The sequence below is a fragment of the Silvimonas sp. JCM 19000 genome, assembly GCF_054652575.1.
This window is the reverse complement of the sequence record NZ_BAAIHC010000003.1, coordinates 117,348-143,357: the sequence shown is the minus strand read 5'-3', so window position 1 is coordinate 143,357 and position 26,010 is coordinate 117,348. Positions and strand designations below refer to the sequence as shown.

The following is a 26,010-nucleotide window of genomic DNA, read 5'->3' as shown; positions in this document are numbered from 1 at the left end:
GCCGCGATTTATGGTTTTGTTTCTTTGCCGTGCCCTTTAAAACGCATAGCGGCCGCCCAGTTGCCCTTGCAGGCTCGAATAATTCTGCTTACCCGTCTGTAGTGCCGCGTTAAACCACCATTGCCAGCCCGCCGTGGTTTGCGTTTCCACCCCGATTTTCATTTCATAGCGATTCTGCGGCAGCGGTTGTTGCACCGGCGTGCCGTCGGCGAGGATGGCGCCGCTGCGGGCGGAGCGCCACCAGTTCAGTTCTATAAACGGCTGTAGCGTGCGCTCGCTGGTGACGCGACCGTAAAAGCGGCCGCCGACACGCGTGGTCCAGCCGCCTGCGTTCTGGCTGCTGATCACGGTGCCGTTCTGCTCGATGTGGTCGCCTTCTTGATACGCCGTGTAAATGGCCTGCAGTTGCGGCAGCAGATACAGTTGCTGCGCATCACTAAGCAAGAAGTCATAGCCGGTCTCCAGCGAACCGGCCCAGCTATGGCTGTGGTAATTCTCTTGCGGCAACTGCTCGCCGTGTACCTGATTGCGGAAGCTGCCGTATTGCGCCCAGCCATCCACATACGCCCCGGCGCCGCCATACCAGGTGGCGTAGACGCCCGCATTGTAGGCCGTGACCTCTCCATCCGCGTTGGCGCTCACGCCCTCGGCTTTGCTGCTGCTGGTGACATGGCCATAGCCCAGCATAAGCCCGGCGCGGACACGTTGCGCGCCCAGGTCACGGCGCAGCAAGTCCACGCCCACTTGCAGCACGGTGGCGTCTTGTTTGACATCGATGGCGCCATTCGCCGCCTCGCCGTCCGCGCTGCCGGTGCCCAACCTGGCCCAGCCAGCGGGGTTGCCGCCGCTGTCGCCCAGTCGGTTGTCGCCCGCGCGGTCGTGCAGCGTGGTCACAAACAGTTCGGTGGCCACGCTCTGATTGGCGCCGTAGGCCCCCGGTTCTGGCCGGACCACCGGTGCCGGCGTTGGGCTCGGGCTTGGGCTGGGCGTCGGCGTGGGGGTCGGCGTCGGCGTGGCGCTTTGTGAGCGCAGATACCAACTGCCGTCATCGCCGCTGGGCGTGCCGCGGAACAGAAAATATTCATACGCGCCCGCCACCGCCCGCCCTTGCAAGGCAAAAGTGCCCGCCGATTGCCCATCCACCTGCACCAGGCGGATGCCGTTGACGGTTTGCTCGCCGCTGCCATGGATATTGTTGACGCTGACCGCCGTCGCCCCCGCCGTGCTGCCGTGCACGATCAATTGGTCGGTCGGCGCGCTGTCGTTGCCCAATTGCGTATTCAATTTGAGCTGGCCGCCGTTGCTGCGGTAATTGCCGTTGATGGTCAGCGTATTGCCGGGCGTGCTGCCGGTCAGATCGATCAAGCCGTTATTGCTCAGATCACCGGCGATGGTCAGATTGCTGTTTGGGCTCAGGCCGATGCGTACTTGCGGCTGGATCATATTGCGGCGCAAGCCTTGCTGGGCGACCAGGGTGGCGCTGCCGCCGTCCATGGCTTTGATCAGACCGTTATTGATAACCGAACCGGCCAGCGTGCCCAAGCCGGTCAGCGTGGCCGGGCTATCCACCGTGACGGTGCCCGTGCTGTCCAGCCGCCCGCTGGAATTGCTGCCCACTTGCAGCGTGCCGGCGCTCACGTGCGTGTCGCCGCTGTAGTTCAAGCCCTGGTCCACCACCAGCGTGCCACTGCCGGTTTTGTTCAGGCTGCCGCTGCCGCTGATGGCATTGGCTATGGTCCAGGCCTGCTCATTCTGCAGTACCACCGTGCCGTTATTGATGATGCTGGCGCCGCCGAGCGCGCCACTTTCTTGCCCGCTCAATTGCGCCCCGCTGTCCACCGTCAGCGTGCCCGCGTAATGCGCCAGCGGCGCTGCGTTCGGGATGAGCAGTTGCGCCTGGTTCTGCAGGTTCAGCTTGCCTGCACCGCTGACCGGATTGCTCCATGTACCCTGCGCACCTTGCACATCAAGCTCGCCATCCAGATTGACCGCGCCGGTGCCCAGGCCCGCCACGTTATCCAGCGTCACTTGCGTGGGCGCAGCGATATTCGTCGTCGCCGCCAGTGCCGCATTCGCCCCCTGCACGGCCAGCACGCCCCCATTCAGATTCAGGATGCCGGTGCCGCTCAGCGCGCCTGCACTCACCCCGCCTTGTGCCAGATTCAGCGTGCCGCCATTCAAAGCCAGCGTGCTGCCGCTGGCGCCATGCAGGCTGCTGATATCTTGCGTCTTGCCTGCCAGATCCAGCCCCGCGCCGCTGCTCAAGGCCACATCAGCGGTATGCCCCAGCGCCTGGTCGTGCCCCAGTTGCACGATGCCGGCGCTGACCGTGGTATTGCCGCTGTAATCGTTGGCCGGATTGTTGACCACCATCGCGCCACTGCCAGAGAAATTGACATTGCCGCTGCCGGTCAGTCTGGCGATCAGCGTGTTGTCACCCGCCGGGTCGGCTTGTACCAGCAAGGTCTGGCCTGGATTGAAATTCAGTTGCACCAGGTTGTAGCCCAACCAGATGCCGTCGCTGCTGGTGGTGGCGCCATCGTTATACGTGGCCACGCCAATCACATTGTTTTGCGCATCAACCACGTTGACATTGGTGATATCCGACACCGGCGTAACGCCATCTGCCTGCAGCAAGGGGATGGCTTGCTCGCTGCCGCTTACGCTGCCGGTCGCGCGCACCACCTGGATGGTCTTGATCTGGTCCTGATCAAAATAGGACGGCCGCGCCGGGATGACCGGGGGCAGCAGATTGGTCGGCACATTCAGGGCCAGCGCGCCGCCCGCCGACAAATCCAGGTTGCCCGTGGTCAGGGTAAACACGCGGCCATTATTGTTTTCTTTGATCTGCCCGCCGTTGAGCACCAGATTGCCCACACTGCGGTCGTCATCCAGCAGGGCGGCGCTGCTGCTGGTTAATTGCAGCGTGGCGTTGCCGAGCGCGGTCGAAGCCGCCGCATCCAGCGCCAGCACCCCGCGTTGCAGCTGCAACTGGCCCGCAAAGCCACTGCCAGCGCGCGCCCCGAGATTGAAAGCGTCAGCGGCATTGTTCTGCGTGACACTCAGCGTGCCATTGCCGCTCAATGCCCGATCAAAAGTAGCCCCTGCCGCATTCAGATCAAGCCGGCTGCTGGCGCCGTCCAGCATCACCGCACCGGCGCCCAGCTGGCTGTACGCCGTCACCGCCAGCCCGCCACTGATATCCCATGTGCCGCTAAAGCCCGAGTTATCCGCGGCCAGCGTCATGCCACTGCCGCCCAGGCTGGCGGTGCCAGCGCCATTGATCACGTTATTGAAGGCGGTATTGCTGAAACCGAGCACCAGCGTAGCCGGTGCCGCCAGCGTCAGCGCGCCGCTGCCCGCGCTATTGGCTTGCGCAAGGATCAAGCTGCCGCCATTGATTTGCGTGCCACCGCTCCAGCTATTGGCCGCGCTTAAAGTCAGCGCGCCGTTGCCGTTTTTGCTGACCTGGCCACTGCCGGACAACACCCCGGCATAACTGCTGGCATCAGCGCGATCAAACAGTACGCTGGCGTTGTCGATCAGATCGCCGCTGAGCGTGCCACTGTTTGCAGCGTCGCCGATCTGCAAACTGCCCGCACTTACCGTCACACCGCCACCCAGACTGTTAGCGCCGCCCAGCGTGAGCTTGCCCGTACCGGTTTTGATCAGGGCGCCGCTGCCGCTGATGCCGCCGTCCAGTTCGCTATCCTGCACGTTGCGCGCCGTCAGCGTGGCGCTGCCTATCGTCACCTGCCCCGCCCCGCTCAATTGATTGAGGGTCTGGTTGACGTCCACCAGCGCCAGCGTGGCCCCACTGGCCACGCTGACGGCACTGCTGCTGTTCAGATTGTTGGCCAGCGTGCTGCGCAGCGTGCCGCCGTTGACCGTGGTGCTGCCGCTGTAGCTATTCGCCGCCGACAAGGTCAACGTCCCGGCGCCGGCTTTGGTCAGGCTCTGGCCATCCCATTGCGTGAGCGGGTTGGCCGCCTGGTTGGCCAGCACCACATCCACGTCGAAAGTGTTGCTGGCGTCGATCAGGGTAAAAGTGCCATTGGCCGTGCTGCCGCCCGCCGTCCATGCCAGCGCGGTGCCGACGCTATAGCTTTTGCCGTCGGCCGATTTCTCGCCATCCACCACCAGGTAATCACCGCCCGCGGCCGCGCCACCCAGATTGACGCTGGCAAAATTGCCGCTAATGCCGTTCGTGGTCTGGATGACCTGGGTGCGGTCGGCCTCCAATGCGCTGGCTTTGTCCGAGGCATCGGCGGCAAAACCAGCCACATTCAGTACCGAATTGGCGCCCAGCGTGGCCGACGCCGCGGTGATCAACGCGGGGCCGGTCGACACACTCACCCCCAGATTGCCGTTGACGCTAAGCGTGCCGCTGGCGGCGAGGCGCGCGGCACTGCCGATGGTGGCAGTGGCGCCGCTGGCGACCGCCACATTGGCAGCGCTAAAGCTGCCGCTCTGGCCAAAGATCAGTTGCCCGGCGTTGACGTTGATATTGCCTTGCGTGCCGACCTGGCTCAGCGTGGTGCTGCCACTGCCGTTCTGGTTCAACGTGCCGCTGCCGGATAACACGCCGCTCAGGCTATAGGCATCGCTCCGGTTGACGCTCAGATTGGCGTTATTGGCGATGGCCCCGGCCACCGCCCCGCTGCTGCCGCCATTGCCCAGCTGCAAGGTACCGCTGCTGATCGTGGTCAGGCCGCTGTGGCTGTTATTGCCGGTCAGGATGGTAGTGCCGCTACCGGCCTGGGTGAGCGTGCCGCTGCCACTGATATTGCCGACATAGGTAACGCTGTCGCTGCGCTTGAATACCACGGCGCTGTTGTCGACGATATTGGCGCTCAGATTGCCACTGCTGCCGCCGTTGCCGATTTGCAGACTGCCGCTATTGACCACGGCGTTACCGCTAAAACTGTTGCTGCCGGTCAAGATCAAGGCACCGCTACCCGCCTGGGTCAGCGTGCCGCTGCCGCTGATGCTCTGGCCAAATGTCACGTCATCGCTGCGCTTGAACACCAGGCTGGCATTGTTGACCACATTGCTGGCAATGCTGCCGCTGCTGCCGCCATTGCCGATTTGCAAGGTGCCGTTGCTGACGATGGCGTCGCCGCTAAAGCTGTTGGCCCCGGTCAATATCGTGCTGCCGCTACCGGCTTGCGTCAGCGTGCCGCTGCCGCTGATGACTTTGGCAAAGATGACGCTGTCGCTGCGGTTAAAACTCAGATTGGCATTGTCGATCACATTGCTGGCGATACTGCCGCTGCTGCCGCCATCGCCGATCTGCAGCGTGCCCGCGCTGACGATGGCGTTGCCGCTAAAAGTATTGGCCCCGGTCAGGATGGTGGTGCCCGTGCCCAGTTGGGTGACCGTGCCGCTGCCGCTGATGACTTTGCCAAAGCTGGCGCTGTCGCTGCGATTGAAAGCGAGATTGGCGTTGTCGACCACGTCGGTGGCGATGCTGCCGCTGGTGCCGCCCGCGCCCAGCTGCAAGGTGCCGGCACTGACGGTGGTGCTGCCGCTGAAGCTATTGGCCCCGCTCAGGCTGAGCACGCCGCTGCCGGTTTTGCTCAGATTACCGCTGCCCGCAATCACCCCGGCAAAGGTATCGGCCGCCGTGTTGTTGACGGTCAGAGTGGCCGCGCCAAGGTTGACGTTGCCGCTGCCGCTCAGCAACTGCACGCTTTGCGCCATGCCGTTCAAGTCCAGCACGCCGCCGCTACCAATCGCCACGTTACTGCTGTTACCCAGGTTGTTTGCGATGCCGGTCTTGAGCGTGCCGCCATTGATTTCGGTGGCGCCGGTATAGGTATTCAGCGCCGACAAGGTCAGCGTGCCGGAGCCGGCTTTGCTCAGCGTGCTGCCGTCCCAGCCCGTGGCGGGATTGGCGCTTTGATTGGCCAACACCACATCCACCTCAAACGCATCGGTCGGCTGGGTCAGGGTAAAGCGGCCATTGGCGCTGGCGCCGCCGGACAACCATGCCAAGGCCGTGCCCACGCTATAGCTTTTGTTATCGCTCGATTTCTGCCCGGCCACCACCAGGTAATCCGCTGGCGCGCTAGCACTGCCCAGATTGACGCTGGAAAAATCGCCGCTGATGCCGCCCGTGGTTTGCAGCACCGTGGTGCGGCTGGCCGCCAGGGCACTGGCTTTGTTCGAGGTATCGGCGGCAAAGCCCGCCACATTCAGCACCGACGTCGCGCCGAGGCTGGCGTTAGCGGCGGTGATCAGCGCCGCGCCGGTCGATACGCTCACGCCCAGCGTGCCGTTGACGGTGAGCGCGCCGGTGGCGGCCACCCGCGCGGCATTACCGACAGTGGCGGTGCCGCCCCCGGCTACCGTCAGATTGGCCGCGCCAAAGCTGCCACTCTGGCCAAACACCAGCTGGCCCGCGTTGACGTTGATATCACCCTGGGTTCCGACCTGGGCCAGCGTGGTGCTACCGCTGCCGTTCTGGTTGAACGTGCCGCTGCCCGACAAAACCCCGGCCAGGCTATAGGCGTCGCTGCGGTTTATGTTCAGCGTGGCGTTGTTGGCGATGGCACCGGCCAGCGAACCGCTGCTGCCGCCAGCGCCAAGCTGCAACGTGCCCGCGCCGATATTGGTCGTGCCGGTGAACGTATTGGCGCCGGTCAGCGTCAACACGCCCGCCCCGGTCTTGCTCAGACTGCCGCTGCCGCCCATGACGCCGGCAAAGGTGTCAGCGGCCGCGTTATTGATGGTCAGCGCGGACGAACCCAAGGCCACCTGGCCGTTGCCGCTTAATGCCTGCACGCTTTGCGCAAAGCCGTTCAGATCCAGCGTGGCACCACTGGCAATGGCCACGCCGCTGCTATTGCCCAGGTTATTGGCCACGCCGGTCTTGAGCGTGCCGGCATTGATCTGGGTGGCGCCGCTATAGGTGTTGAGTGCCGACAAGGTCAGCGTGCCTGATCCCGCCTTGCTCAGCGTGCTGCCGTCCCAGCCCGTGGTGGCATTGGCGCTCTGGTTGGCCAGTACCACGTCGACATTAAAGCTGTCAGCGGGCTGGGCCAGGGTAAAACTGCCGGTGGCGTCGGCATTGTTGGCGTTCCATGCCAGCACGCTGCCGACGTTATAACTTTTGCCATCGCTGGTTTTGCCGTTTTCGATGACCACATAGTCGACGCTATTCGCCGCACCGCCCAGATCCACACTGGAAAAATCGCCGCTGATGCCGCCGGTGGTTTGCAGGATGGTGGTGCGGGTGCCCGGCAAGTCGCTGGCTTTACTCACGGCGCCGCCGCTGAACCCGGCCACATTCAGCACCGAATCCGTGCCCAGGCTGGCGCTGCCTGCGGTGATCAGCGCCGCGCCGCCGCCCACGGCGGTGACAGCCAGCGTGCCGCTCACGGCCACCGAGCCGGTCGCCGCCACCCGCGCCGCCGTGCCTAATGTGGCGGTGGTATCCGCCCCCACCATCACATCAGCCGCATTAAAGGTACCGCTTTGCCCGAATACCAGTCCGCCGGCATTGATATTGATGTCACCCTGGGTGCCGGTCTGGCTCAAGGTGGTGGTGCCTGCGCCGTTCTGGTTAAACGTACCGCTGCCCGACAAGGCGCCCGCCACGGTATAGGCGTCACTGCGGTTGATGACCAGGCTGGCGGCGTTGTCGATCGCCCCGGCCACGCTGCCGCTGGTGCCCCCGGCACCGATCTGCAAGGTACCGGCGCTGATCGTGGTCTTGCCGCTGTAGCTATTGTTGCCGGTCAGCAAAGTGGTGCCCGCGCCAAGCTGCGAAAAAGTGCCGCTGCCACTGATATTGCCCGCGTAAGTGGTGGTATCGCTGCGGTTAAACGTGAGGTTGGCGTTATCGACGATATTGCCGCTATAGCTGCCCACCGTACCGCCCGCGCCGATCTGCAAGCTGCCTGCGCTGATGATGGCATTGCCGGTGACGGTATTGGCGCCCGTCAGCACGGTGCTGCCGCTGCCCGCTTGCGTGACGGTGCCGCTGCCGCTGATGACCTTGCTGTAGCGCAGGGTGTCGCTACGGTTGAACGTGAGGTTGGCGTTATCGACGATATCCACCGCCACGCTCCCGCTGGTGCCGCCGGTGCCTAGCTGCAAGGTGCCGGCGTTGATCTGCACATCGCCGGTAAACAACTGGTCGCCGCTCAATATGGTGCTGCCGCTGCCCGCCTGGGTGAGCGTGCCGCTGCCACTGATCACCCCCGCGTAGGTGAGGATGTTGCTGCGGTTAAACGTGACATTGGCGTTATTGGTGATATCGGCGACCAGACTGCCGCTGGTGCCGCCCGCGCCGATCTGCAAGCTGCCCAGCGTGACCGAAGTCAGCCCGGTCCAGCTATTGGCCCCCGTCAGGATCAGGTTGCCCGCGCCGTTTTTGGTGACGCTGCCGGTCCCGGAAATTACCCCGGCATAAGTGCTGTTGTCGCTGCGGTTAAAGATGACGTTGGCGTTGTCGATCAAGTTGGCCTTGATGCTGCCGCTGGTGCCGCCCGCGCCGATCTGCAAAGTGCCAGCGCTAATGGTGCTGGAGCCGCTCCAGGTGTTTTCACCGGTAAGCGTCAGGGTACCGCTGGCGGTTTTGCTGAGCGTGCCGTTGCCACTGATAACGCCATCAAACTGATCAGCCGTGCCGTTGTTGACGGTAAGCGTGGCCGAGCCCAGGGTGACGGCGCCCGACCCGGTCAGGCTCTGCACATGTTGGCCAAAGTTATTCAGATTGAAGGTGGCGCCACTGGCCACTGCCACCCCGCTGCTGCTGCTGATGGCGTCGGTGACGCCGGTGGTCAGCCTGCCCGCGTTGATACGGGTGGCGCCGCTGTACGTATTGAGCGCCGACAGCGTCAGCGTGCCCGCGCCGCCTTTGCTCAGGGTGACGCCATCCCAGCCGGTGTTGGCATTGGCGCTTTCATCCGGCAACACCACATCCACATTGAAGCTATCGGCAACATCGGCCAGGGTAAACGTGCCGTAGCCTCGGTCCGGCGACGTCCACGCCAGCGCGGTGCCCACCAGATAGCTTTTGTTGTCGCTCGATAGCGCCCCTTGTGCCACCAGGAAATCGGAATTGGCCGTCGCGCCATTCAGGTTCACCACACCGAAATTGCCGGTAATCCCGTTGCTGGTCTGCAGGATGGTGATGTTTTCGCTACCCAGATCGCTGGCTTTGGCCGGCGCGCTGGCAGTAAACCCGCTGATGTCCAGCAGTGAGGCGATGCCGAGGGTGGCGGTGTCAGCGGTGACCCAAGGCGCGTCGTGGCGCACCCCTACGGTCAGCGTCCCTTCCAGATTGGCAGCCCCGCTAAAGGCAAGCTGTGCGGTACTGCTTAACACCGCGTTACCGGCAGCCCCCAGATTCAGACTGGCGCCGTTAAAGACGCCCTCCTGCCCGAACACCAGCTTGCCCGCATTGATATTGACCGTGCCAGCGCTGGTGGGCTTGCTCAGGGTGGTGATGCCGCTGCCGTCCTGGTTCAGCGTGCCGGTGCCGCTCAGGCCACCCGCAAACACAAACGCGTTGCTGTGATTGATGCTCAACGTGCCCGCATTGGCAATATCTCCCGCCACCGACCCGGTGCTGCCGCCCGCGCCCAGTTGCAAGGTGCCGTTGCTGATGGTGGTCAGGCCGGTGGCGGTCTGATCGCCAGTCAGGATCAGGGTGCCGCTGCCCGCCTGCGTGAGGGTGCCGCTGCCGCTGACCACGCCGGCGTAGGTGACGCTGTCGCTGCGGTTGAAAATGAGCGCGGCATTGTTGACCACATTGCCCACAATGCTGCCGCTGGTGCCACCCGCGCCGATCTGCAGCGAGCCTGAATTGATCAAGGTACCGCCGGTATAAGTATTGCTGCCGGTCAAGGTCAGCTTGCCCGGGCCGTCCTGGGTAAAGTGGCCGCTGCCGCTAATGATCTTGCCAAAGGTGACGTCGTCGCTGCGACCGTAGGTGAATTCGGCGTTATCAATCACATTGGCGGTGATGCTGCCGGTGGTGGCGAACTTGCCAACCTGCAGCACGCCGTTGCTGATCAACAGATCGCCGGTAAAGGTGTTGGTGCCGGTCAGCACCGTTGCACCACTGCCCGCCTGGGTGACCGTACCGGTGCCGCTGATGTCGCTGCTGAATACCACGCCGTCGCTGCGATTGAACACCAGCTTGCCGTTGTTGCTTATGTCGTTGAACAGCACGCCGGTATTACCGCCATTGCCCAGTTGCAACGTGCCGGCGCTAATGGTCACCGCCCCGGTGGTGTCGTTGGCGCCGGTCAGGATGGTGGTGCCGCTGCCTTGTTTGATGATGGCACCGCTGCCGGTCACGGCATTGGCGTACTCGGATACATCGGTCCGATCAAACACCACCGTGCCGCTATTGCTGATATCGCTTTTGAGGCTGCCCGAGGTATCGCCATCACCGATCTGCAAGGTGCCCGCGCTGACCGTGGTACGCCCGGTATAGGTATTGGCGCCGCCGAGGACGAGGATGCCGCTACCGGTTTTGGTCACGCTGCCGGTACCCGAGATCACGCCGGAGAACTGACCGTCCACATCGACACTATCGGTTAGCGTGGCCGAACCCAGCAGCACATTGCCGCCGCCGGACAAGTTATGCACCGACTGTGCTTTGTTGGTCAGATCCAGCGTCGCGCCCGATACCACCTCGACCCGTCGGCTGCTGGCCAGCGCGTTAGTCACTCCCAGCGCCAGCGTGCCGCCATTCACGGTGGTGGCACCGGTATAACCCTGCGCCGCCGTCAGCGTGAGTTTGCCTGGGCCGTTCTGGAACCAGTCGCCGCTGCCACTGGTGACGCTGCCCACGCTGATATCGTCGCCGCGCGCGTAATAGAGGTCGCCGTTATTGACGATATTGCCGTTATAACTGCCCCCGGTACCGCCATCAGTCAGCGTCAGCACGGCGCCGCTGGCGATGGTGATGCTGCCGCTAGCGGCATTGATGGCAGCCCCGCCCAGCGTCAGATTGCCTTGCACATCGATAGTGTTGGCCGCGGTACCGGAAAGATCGATATCGCCGTTGAGGGTCCAGTTGCTACCCGCCGCCGCGGTCAATGACTGCAGGCCAGCGGTGGTGGCGCCTTTGAGGCTTCCTGCCAGGCTACCACTGCCGCTCAGACTGACCGTATTGCCCGTGCCGGTGCTATTGATGGCGACGCCATTACCGCCGGTCAAGCTGGACCCGGTGCCCAGGTTGACGCGGTTGTTATTGCCGCTCAGCAAAATGATGGGCGTCGTGGTGGACTGGGTGGTGATCAGCCCGAAATTGTTGACCGTACTGCCACTCTGCAATTCCAGCGCTTCCGTTACCCGCGAGGTAATCGACCCGCTAGCGCTGTTAGTGAGCGTGACTGTGCCTGCGCCATTCATATAAATGGCCTCACGCGAGGTGAGAATCTCACCATCATTCTGGACCACCGAGTTACCGGCTGATCCCATGATGCCGTGATCGTAGGCCGTGCCGGTGCCGGATTTGATGCTGGCACCGGCATGGTTGTTGACCGTCACCAGCCCCGTGGCATTGATGTTCACGGCATCAGCGGTGCTGCCCGCTGGCGTCCCGGCGTTAATGGTGCCGTAGTTATCAAAGGTGCCGGTGGCGTTTACCCCGTATTCCACCGGCTTGGAGGACGTGGCGTAGATATCGCCGTAATTGATCAGATTGTCGTTAGCGCCATACATCTGCACGCCGTAGCTGGTGCCACCGATAATTCCGCCCAACTGATTGGTAACGGTGCCCGCCACATTAAAGGTCAGCCCGCCGTTGGGCCCGCTGGAATATAACTTGCCGGCATTGGAAAACGTCACCGGTGCAATCCCGTTTACGGTAACGCCACCCGCGCTGCTGGTGATGGTGGTGCCCGTCAGCACCTGGTACGAGGAATCGCTGTTCACCGTCTGCGCACCGCCGCTCGACAAGGTCGTGATCGCGGCCGCCTGGGCGGAAAATTCTGCCAGCAAGGCGCTGGAAATCGCGCGCATGGCAAAGTTACGGATCGATCTTTGGGTCTTGCTGGCTGTTTTCATCATCCGCCCCGAATGTGATCTGCCGTTATGGACGCACGGGCGCAAACACCGGCACGTGCAAGCCACCATTTACTTACTTTTGATATCATTTATAAGTAAGTTTATTGTGGATAGATTGCTTTATAGCGGCAATTTTTTTGATTTCCAGCCCAATCTTGAAATTTGCGGGGGCGGTGGCACGCTGAGTACAGCGCAGTTTTCTTACAATTGCGACTGCCGCAGCAGCGATAATTGCGCGCTGCAACGGGCAAAAAAAAACGGAGCCCAAGGCTCCGTTTTTGTTCGCTCACAGCAAGGTCGTGCGTGCAACTCAGTCTTCGTGCGGACCGTCTTTCGGGCCATCCTGCGGACCACGCGGGCCGTCGTTGTCAGCGCGCTTGTCCCAGCCGCCAGGGCCACCGTGTTCCGGGCCATGCTCGGCGTGCTCTTTCATGCGCTCGTCCAGCTTCTGCTTTTGCTCAGGCGTCAGCAGCGCCACCACTGCACGTTCGGTCTTGATGCGGTTCAGTTCCAGCGTGGCCTGGGCCTGGGCTTGTTGCTGCACCAGTTGCTGCGCCTTGGCATCGGAATAATCTTTGGATTGCAGCAGCTCATGCAGCGCCTTGCGCGTCTTGCGCAGCGTTTCCATCTGGGCGTGCGCCGTCGGCTCGGCGGCGTAATGCAGTTTCCAGATCTGGTCGCGTTGCGCGTCGGTCAGATCAAGCCCGGCCAGCATAAAGCCGCCACGCGGACCATGTTCGCCGCGGAAGCCTTCACGGCCCGGGCCTTCCTTGCCTTGCGGACCACGCGGGCCGCCCCAGCCATGGTGTTCACCGGCCTGCGGTGCGCTGCCGGCTTGCGGCGGCGGCGGGGTTTGATCAGCCAGCGCCACGCCAGCCAGCAAGGAAGAAGAAATCAGTGCAGTTGCAAAGAGAGTACGGATCATCGTTCACCTCTGAGGGGTTATCGGTTTGGGTCAGCCGGGTCTGGACGTCGAGGAGGTCCAGCCAGGCTGCGAAATGCTCAGTCCACAGTGTGCACCGCGCATTTGTTAAGGTGGGTTAACTCAATGAAAAGCCTGAGTAAAGTTCTGTGTCGGCTGTATCAGCGACGGTCGTGGTCCCGACCGTGGTCGTCGTGATGATCCCAACCGTTGCGGCCCCGGTCATCAAAGTGCGGTCGACCGGCGTAATAGCCGCCGCGCGGCGGGTAATACGCCACCGGACGCGGTTGCACATACACCGGGCGCGGTGCCACGTAGACCGGGGCCGGACGGACATAGACCGGGGCGGGCGCTACATAGACCGGTGCGGGCTGATACCCGATGGCCACCGGTGCCACCGGCACGCCCAGGCCTATGCTGACGGAAACGTGCGGGTTGGCCATGGATGCGCCTGCGCTCAGACCAAGAACCAGACCCGAAGCAACAAGCAGACGTTTTGCATTCAACTTCAACATGGGGCACCTCCTGTTAGATGGCGGGGGGCGGCGCTGGAAACCTGCGGCGCCGTGTTCCTTTGCCGTGATGCCACTATGCGACGCTGCCTCGTAAACCTGGGTCAACAGAGTGAAAAGATTGCGTAAATGCGGGCCGCTTCACTTGGTGGTTGCAGGCCGGATCGGCGAAGATGTGAGCGTGATCACTACATAAAAGTCAAAGGACCGCGCCATGCGTATTTTGCTGGTCGACGATGACGTCGAGCTCTGCACCATGCTGGTGGAATACCTGGCCACGGAAGGCTTTGAAGCCGATGCCGTACACGATGGCGAATCCGGCGTGGCCGCCGCGCTGACGGGCCAATATGCCATCGCCGTACTCGACGTGATGATGCCGCGCCTGGGCGGGATCGAGACGCTGCGGCATATCCGCGAAAAAAGCCGCATGCCGGTCATCATGCTGACGGCCAAGGGTGACGATATCGACCGCATTATCGGGCTGGAACTGGGCGCGGATGATTATGTGCCCAAGCCCTGTCAGCCGCGCGAGCTGGTGGCGCGGCTGCGCGCCATTCTGCGCCGCACCGGCAATGTCGAAGTGGCGGAGGACAGCAACGCGCCCTTGCGTTCCGGCCCACTGGAACTCAACCCGGCCTACCGCCGGGCCGAATGGGCTGGCGCGGCGCTGGACCTGACCAGTTCTGAATTCAATCTGCTGGAAATGCTGCTCAAAGCGCAAGGCAAAGTGCTTAACAAAAACGAGCTGTGCGAGCAGGCGTTGGGGCGGCCGCATACGCGTTATGACCGCAGCGTCGATGTGCACATGAGCAATCTGCGGCAAAAACTCGGCACCTACGCCGATGGCCGCTCTCCCATCCAGACCGTGCGTGGCATCGGTTATCAATGGCAACCCGAATGAAGCCGATCTCGCTGTCTTTTCTGCCCCGCGGCCGTTTGTTCTGGAAAATTCTGCTGCTGTTCTGGGTGACATTGATCGCTGGCTTCTTTGCCGTCGCCGCCGTCTTCGCCATCTATGACGAACAGCGCAGCGCGGTGGTGCGCGAGGCACTGGCGACCGATCCGCGCGTGTCTAGCATCACCAATTCGGCCGCCGCTGTGCTGCAATACGGCGGCGTACCGGCACTGACCGAGGTGTCGCGGCATTGGTCGAAATTCATGCGCGCCAATTTGCTGGTGGTGGATGACAACGATCACGACGTACTCAACCGGCCGGTGCCCCCCACCGCCTTGAAGATGGCGCGGCAAATCCTGGCCAACCCGGCGCAATCGCCTGGTCCGATCGGTGGCCCGGATGCCCATGATCGGCACGATCAACAGGATTACTCCTCGGTCATCCGCGTTACCACGCCACAAGCGCAGTCACTGCTGGTGTTCATGACCTACGACGAAAACCGCGCGCGGCGTACCCCGCCGCCAGGGGCATGGCTGCCGCCGCAGATTTTGTGGTTGGGCGGGCTGGGCAGCCTGGTTTTCAGCGCGCTGCTCGCGCTCTATCTGACCCGGCCGATCCGCGTATTGCAGCGCGCCTTTGACCGGGTGGCCAATGGCGATCTGGACGAGCGCATTGCGCCCCGCATGGGCCGTCGGCGCGATGAGATTGCCGATCTGGGGCATGACTTTGACCGCATGGCCGAGCGGCTCAAGCAGTTGGTGAATTCGCAGCAGCAATTGCTGCACGATGTATCGCACGAACTGCGTTCGCCGCTAGCTCGACTGCAAGTGGCGGTGGGGCTGGCGCGCAAGCAACCAGAAAATATGGCCAACAGTCTGGAACGCATCGAGCGCGAATCGCACCGGCTGGACGAACTGGTGGGCGAGCTGCTGACCCTGTCACGGCTGGAAGCGGCCGGCGAAGGCGATCCGGACCATTATTTTGATGTGATTGAATTGCTGGACGCCATTGTCGATGACGCCCGCTTTGAGGCGGAAAACGCCGGGGTGCAGATTGATCTGGCGCGTGACCCGGCGCTGGATGCCCGCGAAATTATCCTGCGCGGCCGAGCCGAACCGATGTATCGGGCGGTGGAAAACGTGGTGCGTAATGCGATGAAATATTCCGCGCCCGGCCAGCGCGTGATTGTGGCGGCGCATTTGCGCGGCGAAGCGCTGGAAATCGCCGTGGCCGACCAGGGCCCGGGCGTACCGGACGACAAGCTGGAACAGATGTTCCAGCCCTTTGTGACGCTGGATGGCGCCAACCGCCAACCCGGCCACGGTCTCGGCCTGGCCATCGCGCAACGCGCAGTGCAAGCGCACGGCGGCAGCATCAAAGCCAGCAATCGCCCCGAAGGCGGGCTGCAGATGATCATCCGGATACCACTGCACTAACCATCGCCACGTGGGGTGCGTTACCCCCGGGTTTTGGGGGCTTGTCCTCGCTTGCGGGGGGCAACGCACATTCCAGTTATGCCTTGGACGCTGGATGGCCCCGAATGGGGCCGGGGCCTTGGGCCCCAAAATGTGCGTTGCCCCCAAAACCCGGGGTAACGCACCCTACGCAGCGTTCTTTTTATTGCCGTCAGGCACGCAGGCGCGCAGTCCGGCGGGCTTCAGCTTGGGTCCAGCGGGCTTGTTCGATGTCGTTTTCGGGGGTCAGCACCGGCACGGCGGCGGGTTTGCCGGCGTCGTCGAGCGCCACCATGGTGAAGTAGCAACTATTGGTATGGCGCTCAGTGCGTTGGCGCACATTCTCGGCCACCACGCGGATGCCGATTTCCATCGAGGTGCGGCCGGTGTAGTTAACGCTGGCCAGAAACGTCACCAGCTCACCCACATGGATCGGCTGTTTAAAGATCACCTGATCCACCGACAGCGTCACCACATAGGTGCCGGCATAGCGACTGGCGCAGGCGTAGGCGACTTCATCCAGTAGTTTAAGCAGCTGACCGCCGTGCACATTGCCCGAGAAATTAGCCATCTCGGGCATCATCAGCACGGTCATGGTCAGCTTGTGGCGCGGCAGATCGCTGGTCATGCGGTGATCACAAACCCGCGTGATGCGCTTGCTGGTCGGCGTGGTAGCTCGAACGCACCATCGCCCCCACCGCCGCATGCTTGAAGCCCATCTTGTAGGCTTCTTCCTCAAACATCTTGAAGGTGTCCGGGTGCACGTAACGCAGCACCGGCAAGTGGCCATTGGACGGCTGCAGATACTGGCCGATGGTCAGCATATCGATATCGTGAGCGCGCATATCGCGCATGGTCTGCAGGATTTCTTCGTCGGTTTCGCCCAGGCCCACCATGATGCCGGACTTGGTATTCACCTGCGGATACAGGGCCTTGAAGTCCTTCAGCAGCTTGAGCGAATGCAGATAATCCGAGCCCGGACGCGCTTGCTTGTACAGACGCGGCACGGTTTCCAGATTGTGGTTCATCACGTCAGGCAGACCGTCGCCAAAGATTTGCAGCGCCAGATCGAGACGGCCGCGGAAGTCAGGCACCAGTACTTCAATCTGCGTTTCCGGGCTTAGCGCGCGCGTGTTGCTGATGCATTCGACAAAATGCTGGGCGCCGCCATCGCGCAAATCGTCGCGATCCACCGACGTCACCACCACATAGCGCAAACGCAGCGCGGCAATGGTTTCGGCCAGATGTTTGGGTTCTTCGGTATCCAGCGGATTGGGGCGGCCGTGGCCGACGTCGCAGAACGGGCAACGCCGGGTGCAGATGTCGCCCATGATCATGAAGGTGGCGGTGCCTTTGCCAAAGCATTCGCCAATATTGGGACAGGACGCTTCTTCGCAGACCGTGTGCAGCTTTTGCTCGCGCAAAATCTCTTTGATTTCGTAAAAGCGGCTGTTCAGGCTGGGCGCCGTCACCCGGATCCACTCCGGTTTTTTCAGCTTTTGTTCCAGCGGCACAATCTTGATGGGAATCCGCGCGGTCTTGGCCTCGCCCTTGTGTTTGACACCTACTGCGTTCGAGGCGGTTTTCAATTCTTCAGTCATGGTCCGTTCCGGCTCCGCCCAGGCTTGTGGCCCCGGCGGCACGCGCGGCATTTGCACACCGCACGCGCGTTAATCAGTTGATCTGGTTCAGGATTTTGGCGGCCATTCTAGCAGCCAGGGCAGCGGGTGTCTCGCGCACGCCAAAATCGCAAAGTTGCGCTACTTGCAGCCCGGCGTAGCCACACGGGTTAATCCAGCTAAACGGGGTCAGATCCATATCCACATTGAGCGACAAGCCATGAAATGCGCAGCCATTGCGGATGCGCAAACCCAGCGCAGCAATCTTGGCCTCGATACCGGTCTCGGGCATGCGCACGTACACGCCGGGCGCATCGACTTTGCCATAGGCTGCGATATCGTAATCATCCAGCAAATCGATCACGCTGTTTTCCAGCTTGCGCACCAACTCGCGCACGCCCAGTTTGCGCCGGCGCAAATCCAGCAGCGTGTATGCAATCAGCTGGCCCGGGCCGTGGTACGTCACCTGGCCGCCACGGTCGATCTTGACCAGCGGAATATCGGTGGCGCGCAGGATATGTTCGGGCTTGCCCGCCTGGCCCAGCGTGTACACCGGGTCGTGTTCCAGCAGCCATAGCTCGTCGGGCGTGGCGTCGCTGCGGGCATCGGTAAACGCCTGCATCGCATGCCAGATCGGCTCATACGGCTGCCGGCCCAGCGGTTTGATCTGCACGCCCAGGACTTCGCTTGCGCGCTCGGACCACATTCCGCTGTCGGCCGCCAGATTGACGTCATTCTTCAAAGCGGCAATCCCCGGTTACAGCACCATGCGTACCAGCGGATGCGCGCGCAGCGCTGCATCGATGGCATGCACTTGTTCGATGTTGTCAAAGGTGATGTCGAGCGTGGCGGCGTGGTAATTGCCCTGGCTGCTGGGGCGGATGGTGACCAGCGCGGCATCAAAGTCAGGGAAATGCGCGATGGTGACTTCCATCAACGCGTTGTGGAAATCAGCCAGCTCAACCTGCTTTTTGCTGACGGCCTTGACCGGAATCAGCACCGGAAACTCAACCAGATTTTCCAGCTTCGGAACATCAAGATCAGTAAAAGTGGGGGACGGCGTAGTCATGGAACATCCTTTGCGCGCATCACGTCGCGCTTGAAATCGAGATAGTGCTGATACATGGCACGGTACAGGGGGCCGGGTTGGCCGTTGCCGATCTTGCGATCGTCCAGTTCGGTAATCGCCAGCAGCTCCTTGCTGGACGAAGACAACCAGAGTTCATCGGCCGTGCTGACCTCGGCCGCGGTAATAGCGCGTTGTTGGTGGGGAATCTGATGCTGTTGCGCCAGTTCGAGCACCAGATCATAAGTGATGCCGGTGAGCATCAGATGCGACGGCGGTGGCGCCAGCAACTGGCCGTCTCGAACCACGAAGATGTTGCTGGCCGAGCCTTCTATCAAGAGGCCGTCGCGGAATAATACGGTTTCGGTGACGCCAGCGTCTGCCGCCATCTGGCGGAGCAAGACGTTGGCCAGCAGCGAAGTGGCTTTGACATTGCAGCGCAGCCAGCGGATGTCATCGGCACTGACCGCGCTAACGCCTTGCTGCACCAGGGCTGGTGCGGGCGGGATCAGCGGATCGGCGTAGGCAAACACGGTGGGCTGGGCCACGTTGGGGAAAACATGGTTGCGCGGATACGCCGGGCCGCGCGTTACCTGTAGATAGACCGACTGGTCATCAAACGGCTGCTGCGCCACCAGCTTGTGCACCAGATCCAGCCATTGCGCCTCGCTGTGCGGATCGTCGATGCGTGCGGCAGCCAGGCTGCGGCCGAGCCGGTGGATATGTTCTTGCAGCCGGAAAGGCCGCCGGCTGTACACCGGGATGACTTCGTACACGCCATCACCAAACAGAAACCCACGGTCCAGCACCGGCACTTGCAACGTGGCCAACGGCGCAAACGCGCCATTCAGATAAGCGATCAATTCGGGGACTTGCATGAGCACTCCTGCAGGACAGCCGTAATTATCGCCCGGATTGGCCCGCTCGGCAGCCCCGTGTTTGTGCGCGTCGCCCAACTCAGACCGTTAGCCTGTGCCGCCGTCTCATAGGGTGGGTCTAGACCCACCAACCAAAGCCGCAGAAAAGCCCGCCGCATCATGCTTTTCTACGGCTTTGAGCGGTGGGTCTAGACCCACCCTATGCCTCATCAATCGCTTCGCCGTGTTTGCCGATCGGTAGCAGGATAGTGGCGACCAGGCCGCCGCTGGCGTGGTTGGCCAGAAACAGTTCGCCGCCATGCGCGTGCACGATGCTGCGCGCGATGCCCAGCCCCAGCCCCATGCCCTGGGTATTAACGCTGCGGCCATGCTCCAGCCGCAGATACGGCTGGAACAGACTGGGCAGCGCTTCTTCCGGCACGCCGGGGCCGTAATCGCGGATGGTCAGTTCGACCAGCTCATCGGTGCGCGTAATCAGCACTTCAGCGCGCTCGCCATAGAACAAGGCGTTATCCAGCAAATTGCCCACCGCGCGCTTGAGCGCCAGCGGCCGCGCTTGCACGGTCACCGGCCCGGCGGCAAATGCCACATCGCGCCCGGCCAGATGCGCGCCGTCCACCAGCCGCTGAATCAGCTTGTCCAGCCGCACATGCACCGGGTTCTCATGGATATCGCTGTCTTTAACCGATTGCAGCGCGCCTTTGACCATCACATCCAGCTCGTCCAGATCCTCATGAAAATCGACCCGGTCCTGCTCGTCATCCAGCATTTCGGCGCGCAGTTTCAGCCGCGTAATCGGCGTGCGCAAATCGTGCGAAATCGAAGTAAACAGCCGCTCGCGGTCTTCCAGATAACGCTGGATACGCGCCTGCATGGCATTGAAGGCGCGTGCGGTCTTGATAAATTCGCGGCTGCCGGATTCGGGCAAAGGCACGCCCGTCACGCCCTGGCCAAACGACTCGGCCGCCTCGGCCAGCTGCGCAAACGGCCGCGTCATCCAGCGCACCACCAGCAAACATAGCAGCAACACCACCGCCACCGTGGCCAACAGCAAGCCGAGGCGCTCCACCGGCAATGGTTTGTCGGCGTCCAGAAAATAGGGGTCCGGCATCAGCGCCGCCAGATATACCCAGTTATCCGGCTCGATTTCGGCCTGGATGACCAGGATGGGCGCCGGTCGTGGTTTGACCACCAGCGTGTTCTGCACCCAGCCATCCGGCAATTCATCCAGCGTCACGCCGTCGTCGCTGACCAGCAGTTTGTCCGGCCACGCCATGCCGACGCGGTAGTCGAGCGCGCGCGGATATTCGTGCAATAGCGTTTGCACCACGCGGTCGCGCACACGGTCGACCAGTTCGTTGCCCATGATGGGGTCGATGGCGACGGCGCTATGGTTCACGCTAACAAAAAAACGCGTGCCGCCCATTTCGCGCAACTGGTCGATCAGAATGGGGCGATACGGCGGCGGCAGGCTTTTAAAGAAGCGCAGCGCGCTGGCGGCGCTGCCGCCCACATGCGTGGCGGCATCCAGCGCTTCGGTCAACGCCTTCTGCCGCACCTGACTGGCCCAGACCAGATTGCCGATGACCTGGCTGATCAGCACCCCGGCCACCATGACCAGCGTTAAACGGCCGAGCAAAGACGATGGCACCCACCGCCGCCAACCGCGTTTGCGTCGGAGCAACAAGGGCGGCGCGCCCACGATCACATCGGCTTCAGCCATGCGCCGTCGAGACCTCGGCCGAGAACACATAACCCGCGCCGCGTACGGTCTTGATCAAGGCGGGCTGTTTGCCGTCGTCCATCAAACGCTGGCGCAAACGGCTGACTTGCACATCCAGCGAGCGGTCCAGCGGGCCCAGATCGCGGCCACGTGTTTCTTCGGCCAGCACGCTGCGGTCGAGGATTTGGCCGGGGTGTTCCACCAGATATTTAAGCAGCTGAAAATCCAGCCCGGTCAGTTTGACCACCTCGCCCGCCGGGTCGGTCAGCGTGCGCTCTACCGTATCCAGGCTAAAGCCGTTAAAGCGATAAAAGCGCGGAGGCGCGCCGCTTTCCACGCCCGCGCGCCGATGCACGGCCTTGATGCGCGCCAGCAGTTCGCGCGGGTTGTAGGGCTTGCCCAGATAGTCATCGGCGCCCAGTTCCAGCCCCACAATCTTGTCGGTATCGTCGGCGCTGGCGGTCAGCATGATCACCGGAATGCTGCTGCGTTTGCGGATATGCGCGCACAGCACAAAGCCGTCGGTGTCGGGCAGCATTACGTCCAGAATGACCAGCGACAGATCGTCCTTGTAGCGCTCGAACTCGGCCATAAAGCTGGCGCCGTCATGCGCCAGCCGCACCTCGTACTGGTTTTTTTCCAGATAGGCCTTGAGCAGCGCGCGGGTTTTCTGGTCGTCATCAACGACCAGTATCTTGCGGTTCATCGCTTTTTCCTTCTTGCGACAAGGCTCGGACCACATTGGCCAGGCGGCGTTGTAGCTCGGTGGCCGGCATGCGGTCGTCAACAAAATAACGGTGGATCAGGCTGACGATGGCGTCTTTAAGCGCCTCGTCCGTGGCCATACGGTGCACCAGGCTGGGCGCCTGCACCGCGCCGCCGCGCGCAAACGTGGTCCACGACTGGCGTGCGCAGCTATCCATGCTGGCGACATCGGCATCGCGCCGCACCGGCACCGATCCCTTGATGCGGTTATAGCCCGCCTGCACTTGCGGCGACGTCACCATGGTGGCCATGCGTTCCTGCGCGTACTGGTTGCTGTAGTCGCCGGTAAACATCACCAGCGTGTCGATACTATAGAGGTGCATATCGGCGGTGCCGGGCACGGGAGTACAGCCGAATTGCTCGCCCACCGTCAGGCCCATGGCCTGCAATTCACCCTTGGCCCAATCCCCCATCACCCACATCGCGGCGCGGCCCTGGGCCAGATCGCTGGCTTCATCCTGCCACGGCCGTTCGGACAATTGCGACGGCATCCAGCGTTTGAGCTGGCGCAGATGTTCCAGCGCCACGCGCACGCGCGGATCAGCCCAGGCATTGGCGTTACGCCGCACCAGCAAATCACGATAGAACGCGGGGCCGGTTTCGCTGAGCAACAGCGTTTCGAACAGCGTGGTGATCTGCCAGGCTTCGGTGCTTTGCGCCAGCGGCGTGTAACCGGCGCGCGAGATCTTGTCGGCCGCGCGTTCAAATTCGGGCCAGGTGCGCGGCGGTTGCAGATTGAGCTGATTAAAGATGCGCTGGTTATACAACAGCGTGTTGATGCGATGGATGCCCAGCGGCGCCGCCATCGAATGTCCGCGCAAGCGGATCAGGCCCCACACAGTGGGAAAGAACTTGTCGTTCCAGCCGCTGCGGCGCGACACATTGTCCAGCTCCAGCAGCAGGCCCATATCGCCCCATTCCGAAATCGCCGGGCCGATCAGTTGCGCTACATCGGGCGGCTTGCCCGACAGCACACGGCTTTTCAGCACTTTCATCGCGCCCACGCCAGCACCGCCGGGGATGGCGGCATCCTGCCACGCCAGGTTTTCTTCCTGCATGCGCGCGGCCAGGTAATCGGCGGCGTGGCGTTCGCTGGCGGAGGTCCACCAGTGCAATACATTGAGGGTGTCGGGTGCGCTGGCTGGCGCCATGATCGCTGCCTGCGCCGCGTTACCGATGAGGGCGGACAGCAGCAATGCGCAGACAGTGGCACCCAGCGTGCAACGGCGCAATGGCTTCATTCCGACGGTTCTCCCTCTATAACTCCAGTACCTGTTTTTGAACGTCCACAGCACGGCGCAAGCCCAGCGCAGACGCGACATCATAATTGTTTATTGATGGAGATAAAGCGCCAGCGCAGCTTGCGTAACGTTCGCCGCTGAATTGTAAAAAAACATTGCAATTGCTTGCGAAACCCGTTGTTGGCCAGACGCGGGGTAAGCCGCGCGGTGTGGCGCAATTGCTGGCGCGGGCCGCGCCGCGATCATGGTTTTGTAATGATGCGTAACAAGCAGAACGGGCCCACTGTGGCATTTTCGCTTATTAATCATGAACTTACTCATTAATGACACGTTTTTTACAGGGTTTTTGTGTCACGTCATGGCCGATGCTAATTTCTGGCCACCCCCCGACCAACAAACGGGGTTGAAGGGCGCCGCAGGCATCGGCCCGGCCGCCTGTTAAACCGGATCTGAGGAGATCGATCAATGCATAGCAAGAACATTCTGCGCAGCGCCGTAGTAGCGGCCCTGCTGGCAGCAGGCGCAGCGCAAGCCGGCACGCTGACCATTGAAAGCTGGCGTACCGATGACAAGGCACTGTGGGAAGAAGTGTTGATCCCGGCCTTCCAGAAAAAATATCCGGGCGTCACCGTCAAGTTTGCCCCGACCGCCCCGACTGAATACGACTCCAGCCTGAACGCACGTCTGGCGGGCGGCACCGCCGGTGACCTGATCACCTGCCGTCCGTTCGACAAGTCGCTCGATCTGTACAAGAAAGGCCAGCTGGAAAAACTGAACGGCAAGAAGGGTCTGGAAAACTTCCCGGCCTCGGCCAAAGTGGCGTGGGAAACCGATGATGGCAAAGACACCTTCTGCGAACCGATTGCCTCGGTCATCCACGGCTTTCTGTACAACAAAAAGATCTTTAAAGAACTGGGCCTGAGCGAGCCGAAAACCACCGACGACTTCTTCAAGGTGATGGACAAGGTCAAGGCTTCGGGCAAATACACCCCGCTGGCGCTGGGCACCAATGACCAGTGGGAAGCTAGCCAGATCGTTTACACCAGCATCGGCGCGCCGTACTGGCACGGTGAAGAAGGCCGTAAAGCGTTGATCAATGGCAAGGCCAAGTTCACCGACGCCGGTTTTGTCGAGCCGCTGGAAGTTGAAGCCAAATACGGCCCCTACCTGGCCAAGGGCTACAGCGCGCAAACCTACGCCGATACGCAAAACCTGTTTGCTTCGGGCAAGGCCGCCATCGTCGCCGCCGGTTCGTGGGATATCGGTTATTACAACCAGAACGCGCAAGGCTTTGAGCTGGGTGCTTTCCCGCCGCCGGTGCCCAAGGCTGGCGACAAGTGCTACATCTCGGACCATACCGATCTGGGCATGGGCGTGAACAGCAAGTCCAAGAACAAGGAAGACGCGTACAAGTTTGTGGAATGGCTCGGCTCGCAAGAATTTGCTGATCTGTACACCAATAAGGTTACCGGCTTCTTCTCGCTGTCCAGCCACACCATCGCCGTTAAAGACCCGGTGGCCAAGGAATTCCTCGACTGGCGCAAGAGCTGCGCGTCCACCATCCGTGTGAACGCCCAGATTCTGAACCGCGGCACGCCGAACATGGAAAACGAGCTGTGGAACATCAACTCGCAAGTCATCAACGGCAAGATGTCGCCGAAAGATGCCGCTGCGCGTCTGCAGTCCGGTCTGGCCAAGTGGTACAAGCCGGCGCAGTAATGTTGTAACGCTGGTGCCGTACCGGGCCGCGCACCCCATTGCGTGGCCCGTCTGCTGCGGGGGAGAACGCAGCAGCGGTACGGCAGCAGGGCTTCATCCTGAACGCTCCATTCAATGTTTTACCCTCGACTGTGAGTTGGGCCGGCGGCCAGCGCTGCCGGCCACTTTTTTGTCTGCAAAGCACGGTCGGTAACGATCGAACTCAATACCGAATCAATACGACCCACGCTGCAGGCGCGGGTCTGCAAGGGAGTAATCAGCCATGAAACGCACGTTTCCCTGGCATATCGCGGTGTTTCTCGCGCCGGCATTCATCATCTATGCCGTCTTCAGCGCCTTTCCGCTGCTCGACACATTGCGTCTGAGCTTCTTCACCACCAGCGATAGCGGCGTGCAATCGTGGGCTGGCCTGCTCAACTACCACACCTTGCTGGGCGACCCTAACTGGTCAGAGGGTTTCTGGAATGCGATGCGTAATAACGTCAAATTCTTTCTGATCCATATGTGTATCCAGAACCCGCTGGGCTTGTTGCTGGCGGCGCTGATGAGCACCAAGGGCGTGAAGTTTGCCAAGGCCTACCAGACCGCGATTTTTCTGCCGACGCTGCTGTCGGTGGTGATCATCGGCTTTATCTGGCAGCTGATTTTGTCGCCGCTGTGGGGCGTGTCCGAGAAGATGCTGGGCTGGGTGCATCTGCAAGACTTTTTTGCGCCGTGGCTGGGCCAGGAAGAAACCGCGCTGTACACGCTAAGCCTGATGTCGGTGTGGCAGTTTGTCGGTATCCCGATGATGCTGATCTACGCCGCGCTGATTGCCATCCCCGATGAAATCATCGAAGCCGCGTATGTGGAAGGCGCCTCGGCCTGGCGCATTTTCTGGACCATCCGCGTGCCGCTGATCCTGCCCACGCTGGGCCTGACCACCATCCTGACCTTTGTCGGTAACTTCAACGCGTTTGATCTGATCTATTCAGTCAAAGGCGCGCTGGCCGGGCCTAACTTCTCTACCGATATTCTGGGCACGTATTTCTATCGCGCGTTTTTTGGTTACCAGTCGCAGATTGGCAGCCCGACCATGGGCGCGGCCGTGGCCACCATGATGTTCCTGGTCATCCTGGGCGGCGTGGCGGTGTACTTCTACTTTATCCAGCGCAAGCTGCAACGCTTCAGCTTCTAAGGAGCC

Annotated in this window: 15 protein-coding genes; 4 read left to right on the top strand and 11 right to left on the bottom strand. The window is 61.9% G+C overall.

Features of this window, described 5'->3' with window-relative positions:
• Positions 1-36: 36 nt before the first annotated feature.
• From ACYQ1A_RS04380 to ACYQ1A_RS04370, 3 genes are all read right to left on the bottom strand, one after another.
• The gene (locus tag ACYQ1A_RS04380) at positions 37-11,988 is read right to left on the bottom strand and encodes an autotransporter-associated beta strand repeat-containing protein (RefSeq protein ID WP_499360521.1); all 11,952 of its coding nucleotides are present in this window, start codon (positions 11,986-11,988) and stop codon (positions 37-39) included.
• 355 nt (positions 11,989-12,343) lie between these two features.
• A complete protein-coding gene (locus tag ACYQ1A_RS04375) occupies positions 12,344-12,958 on the bottom strand; it encodes a Spy/CpxP family protein refolding chaperone (protein WP_499360519.1) in 615 nt (204 codons plus the stop codon).
• Between the two features lie 158 nt (positions 12,959-13,116).
• Positions 13,117-13,470 carry a hypothetical protein gene (locus tag ACYQ1A_RS04370; RefSeq protein ID WP_499360517.1) on the bottom strand — a complete coding sequence of 118 codons (354 nt, stop codon included), beginning with the start codon at positions 13,468-13,470 and terminating at the stop codon, positions 13,117-13,119.
• A 211-nt stretch (positions 13,471-13,681) separates the two neighbouring features.
• Between ACYQ1A_RS04370 and ACYQ1A_RS04365 the strand changes: the two genes are divergently transcribed.
• Both ACYQ1A_RS04365 and ACYQ1A_RS04360 read left to right on the top strand, forming a co-directional pair.
• Positions 13,682-14,368: a response regulator gene (locus tag ACYQ1A_RS04365; RefSeq protein ID WP_499360515.1), complete on the top strand. Its 687-nt coding sequence runs from the start codon at positions 13,682-13,684 to the stop codon at positions 14,366-14,368.
• Complete coding sequence (locus ACYQ1A_RS04360; protein ID WP_499360513.1) at positions 14,365-15,798, top strand: ATP-binding protein; 1,434 nt, start codon at positions 14,365-14,367, stop codon at positions 15,796-15,798. The genes ACYQ1A_RS04365 and ACYQ1A_RS04360 overlap by 4 nt, the downstream gene beginning before the upstream one ends.
• Before the next feature lie 190 nt (positions 15,799-15,988).
• Here ACYQ1A_RS04360 and ACYQ1A_RS04355 read toward each other — a convergent pair whose 3' ends face one another.
• The 8 genes from ACYQ1A_RS04355 to ACYQ1A_RS04320 all read right to left on the bottom strand — a co-directional run bounded on the left by ACYQ1A_RS04355 (position 15,989) and on the right by ACYQ1A_RS04320 (position 23,108).
• Positions 15,989-16,444, bottom strand: coding sequence for an acyl-CoA thioesterase (locus ACYQ1A_RS04355; protein ID WP_062224899.1), 456 nt, complete (start codon positions 16,442-16,444; stop codon positions 15,989-15,991).
• A gap of 7 nt (positions 16,445-16,451) precedes the next feature.
• Positions 16,452-17,417, bottom strand: a complete 966-nt coding sequence (lipA, locus tag ACYQ1A_RS04350) for a lipoyl synthase (protein WP_499360511.1) — start codon at positions 17,415-17,417, stop codon at positions 16,452-16,454.
• 73 nt (positions 17,418-17,490) lie between these two features.
• Positions 17,491-18,141 carry a lipoyl(octanoyl) transferase LipB gene (gene lipB, locus ACYQ1A_RS04345; RefSeq protein ID WP_499360734.1) on the bottom strand — a complete coding sequence of 217 codons (651 nt, stop codon included), beginning with the start codon at positions 18,139-18,141 and terminating at the stop codon, positions 17,491-17,493.
• Between the two features lie 51 nt (positions 18,142-18,192).
• A complete protein-coding gene (locus ACYQ1A_RS04340; RefSeq protein ID WP_499360509.1) occupies positions 18,193-18,504 on the bottom strand; it encodes a YbeD family protein in 312 nt (103 codons plus the stop codon).
• Positions 18,501-19,379, bottom strand: coding sequence for a D-amino acid aminotransferase (locus ACYQ1A_RS04335; RefSeq protein ID WP_499360507.1), 879 nt, complete (start codon positions 19,377-19,379; stop codon positions 18,501-18,503). Before ACYQ1A_RS04335 ends, ACYQ1A_RS04340 begins: the two co-directional genes overlap by 4 nt.
• A 199-nt stretch (positions 19,380-19,578) precedes the next feature.
• On the bottom strand, positions 19,579-21,102 hold the full coding sequence (locus ACYQ1A_RS04330; RefSeq protein WP_499360505.1) for an ATP-binding protein: 1,524 nt from the start codon (positions 21,100-21,102) through the stop codon (positions 19,579-19,581).
• Positions 21,095-21,808: a response regulator gene (locus ACYQ1A_RS04325; protein ID WP_499360503.1), complete on the bottom strand. Its 714-nt coding sequence runs from the start codon at positions 21,806-21,808 to the stop codon at positions 21,095-21,097. The genes ACYQ1A_RS04330 and ACYQ1A_RS04325 overlap by 8 nt, the downstream gene beginning before the upstream one ends.
• Entirely contained in the window at positions 21,783-23,108 is a 1,326-nt protein-coding gene (locus ACYQ1A_RS04320) for an ABC transporter substrate-binding protein (protein ID WP_499360501.1), read from the bottom strand. Before ACYQ1A_RS04320 ends, ACYQ1A_RS04325 begins: the two co-directional genes overlap by 26 nt.
• Positions 23,109-23,573: 465 nt before the next feature.
• On the opposite strand from ACYQ1A_RS04320, the gene ACYQ1A_RS04315 reads away from it, so the two are divergent.
• Together ACYQ1A_RS04315 and ACYQ1A_RS04310 are read left to right on the top strand one after the other, a co-directional pair.
• Positions 23,574-24,827: an ABC transporter substrate-binding protein gene (locus ACYQ1A_RS04315; protein WP_499360499.1), complete on the top strand. Its 1,254-nt coding sequence runs from the start codon at positions 23,574-23,576 to the stop codon at positions 24,825-24,827.
• Positions 24,828-25,089: 262 nt separating this feature from the next.
• Positions 25,090-26,004 (top strand): carbohydrate ABC transporter permease, encoded by a 915-nt coding sequence (locus tag ACYQ1A_RS04310; protein WP_499360497.1) that lies wholly within the window; start codon positions 25,090-25,092, stop codon positions 26,002-26,004.
• Positions 26,005-26,010 lie beyond the last annotated feature (6 nt).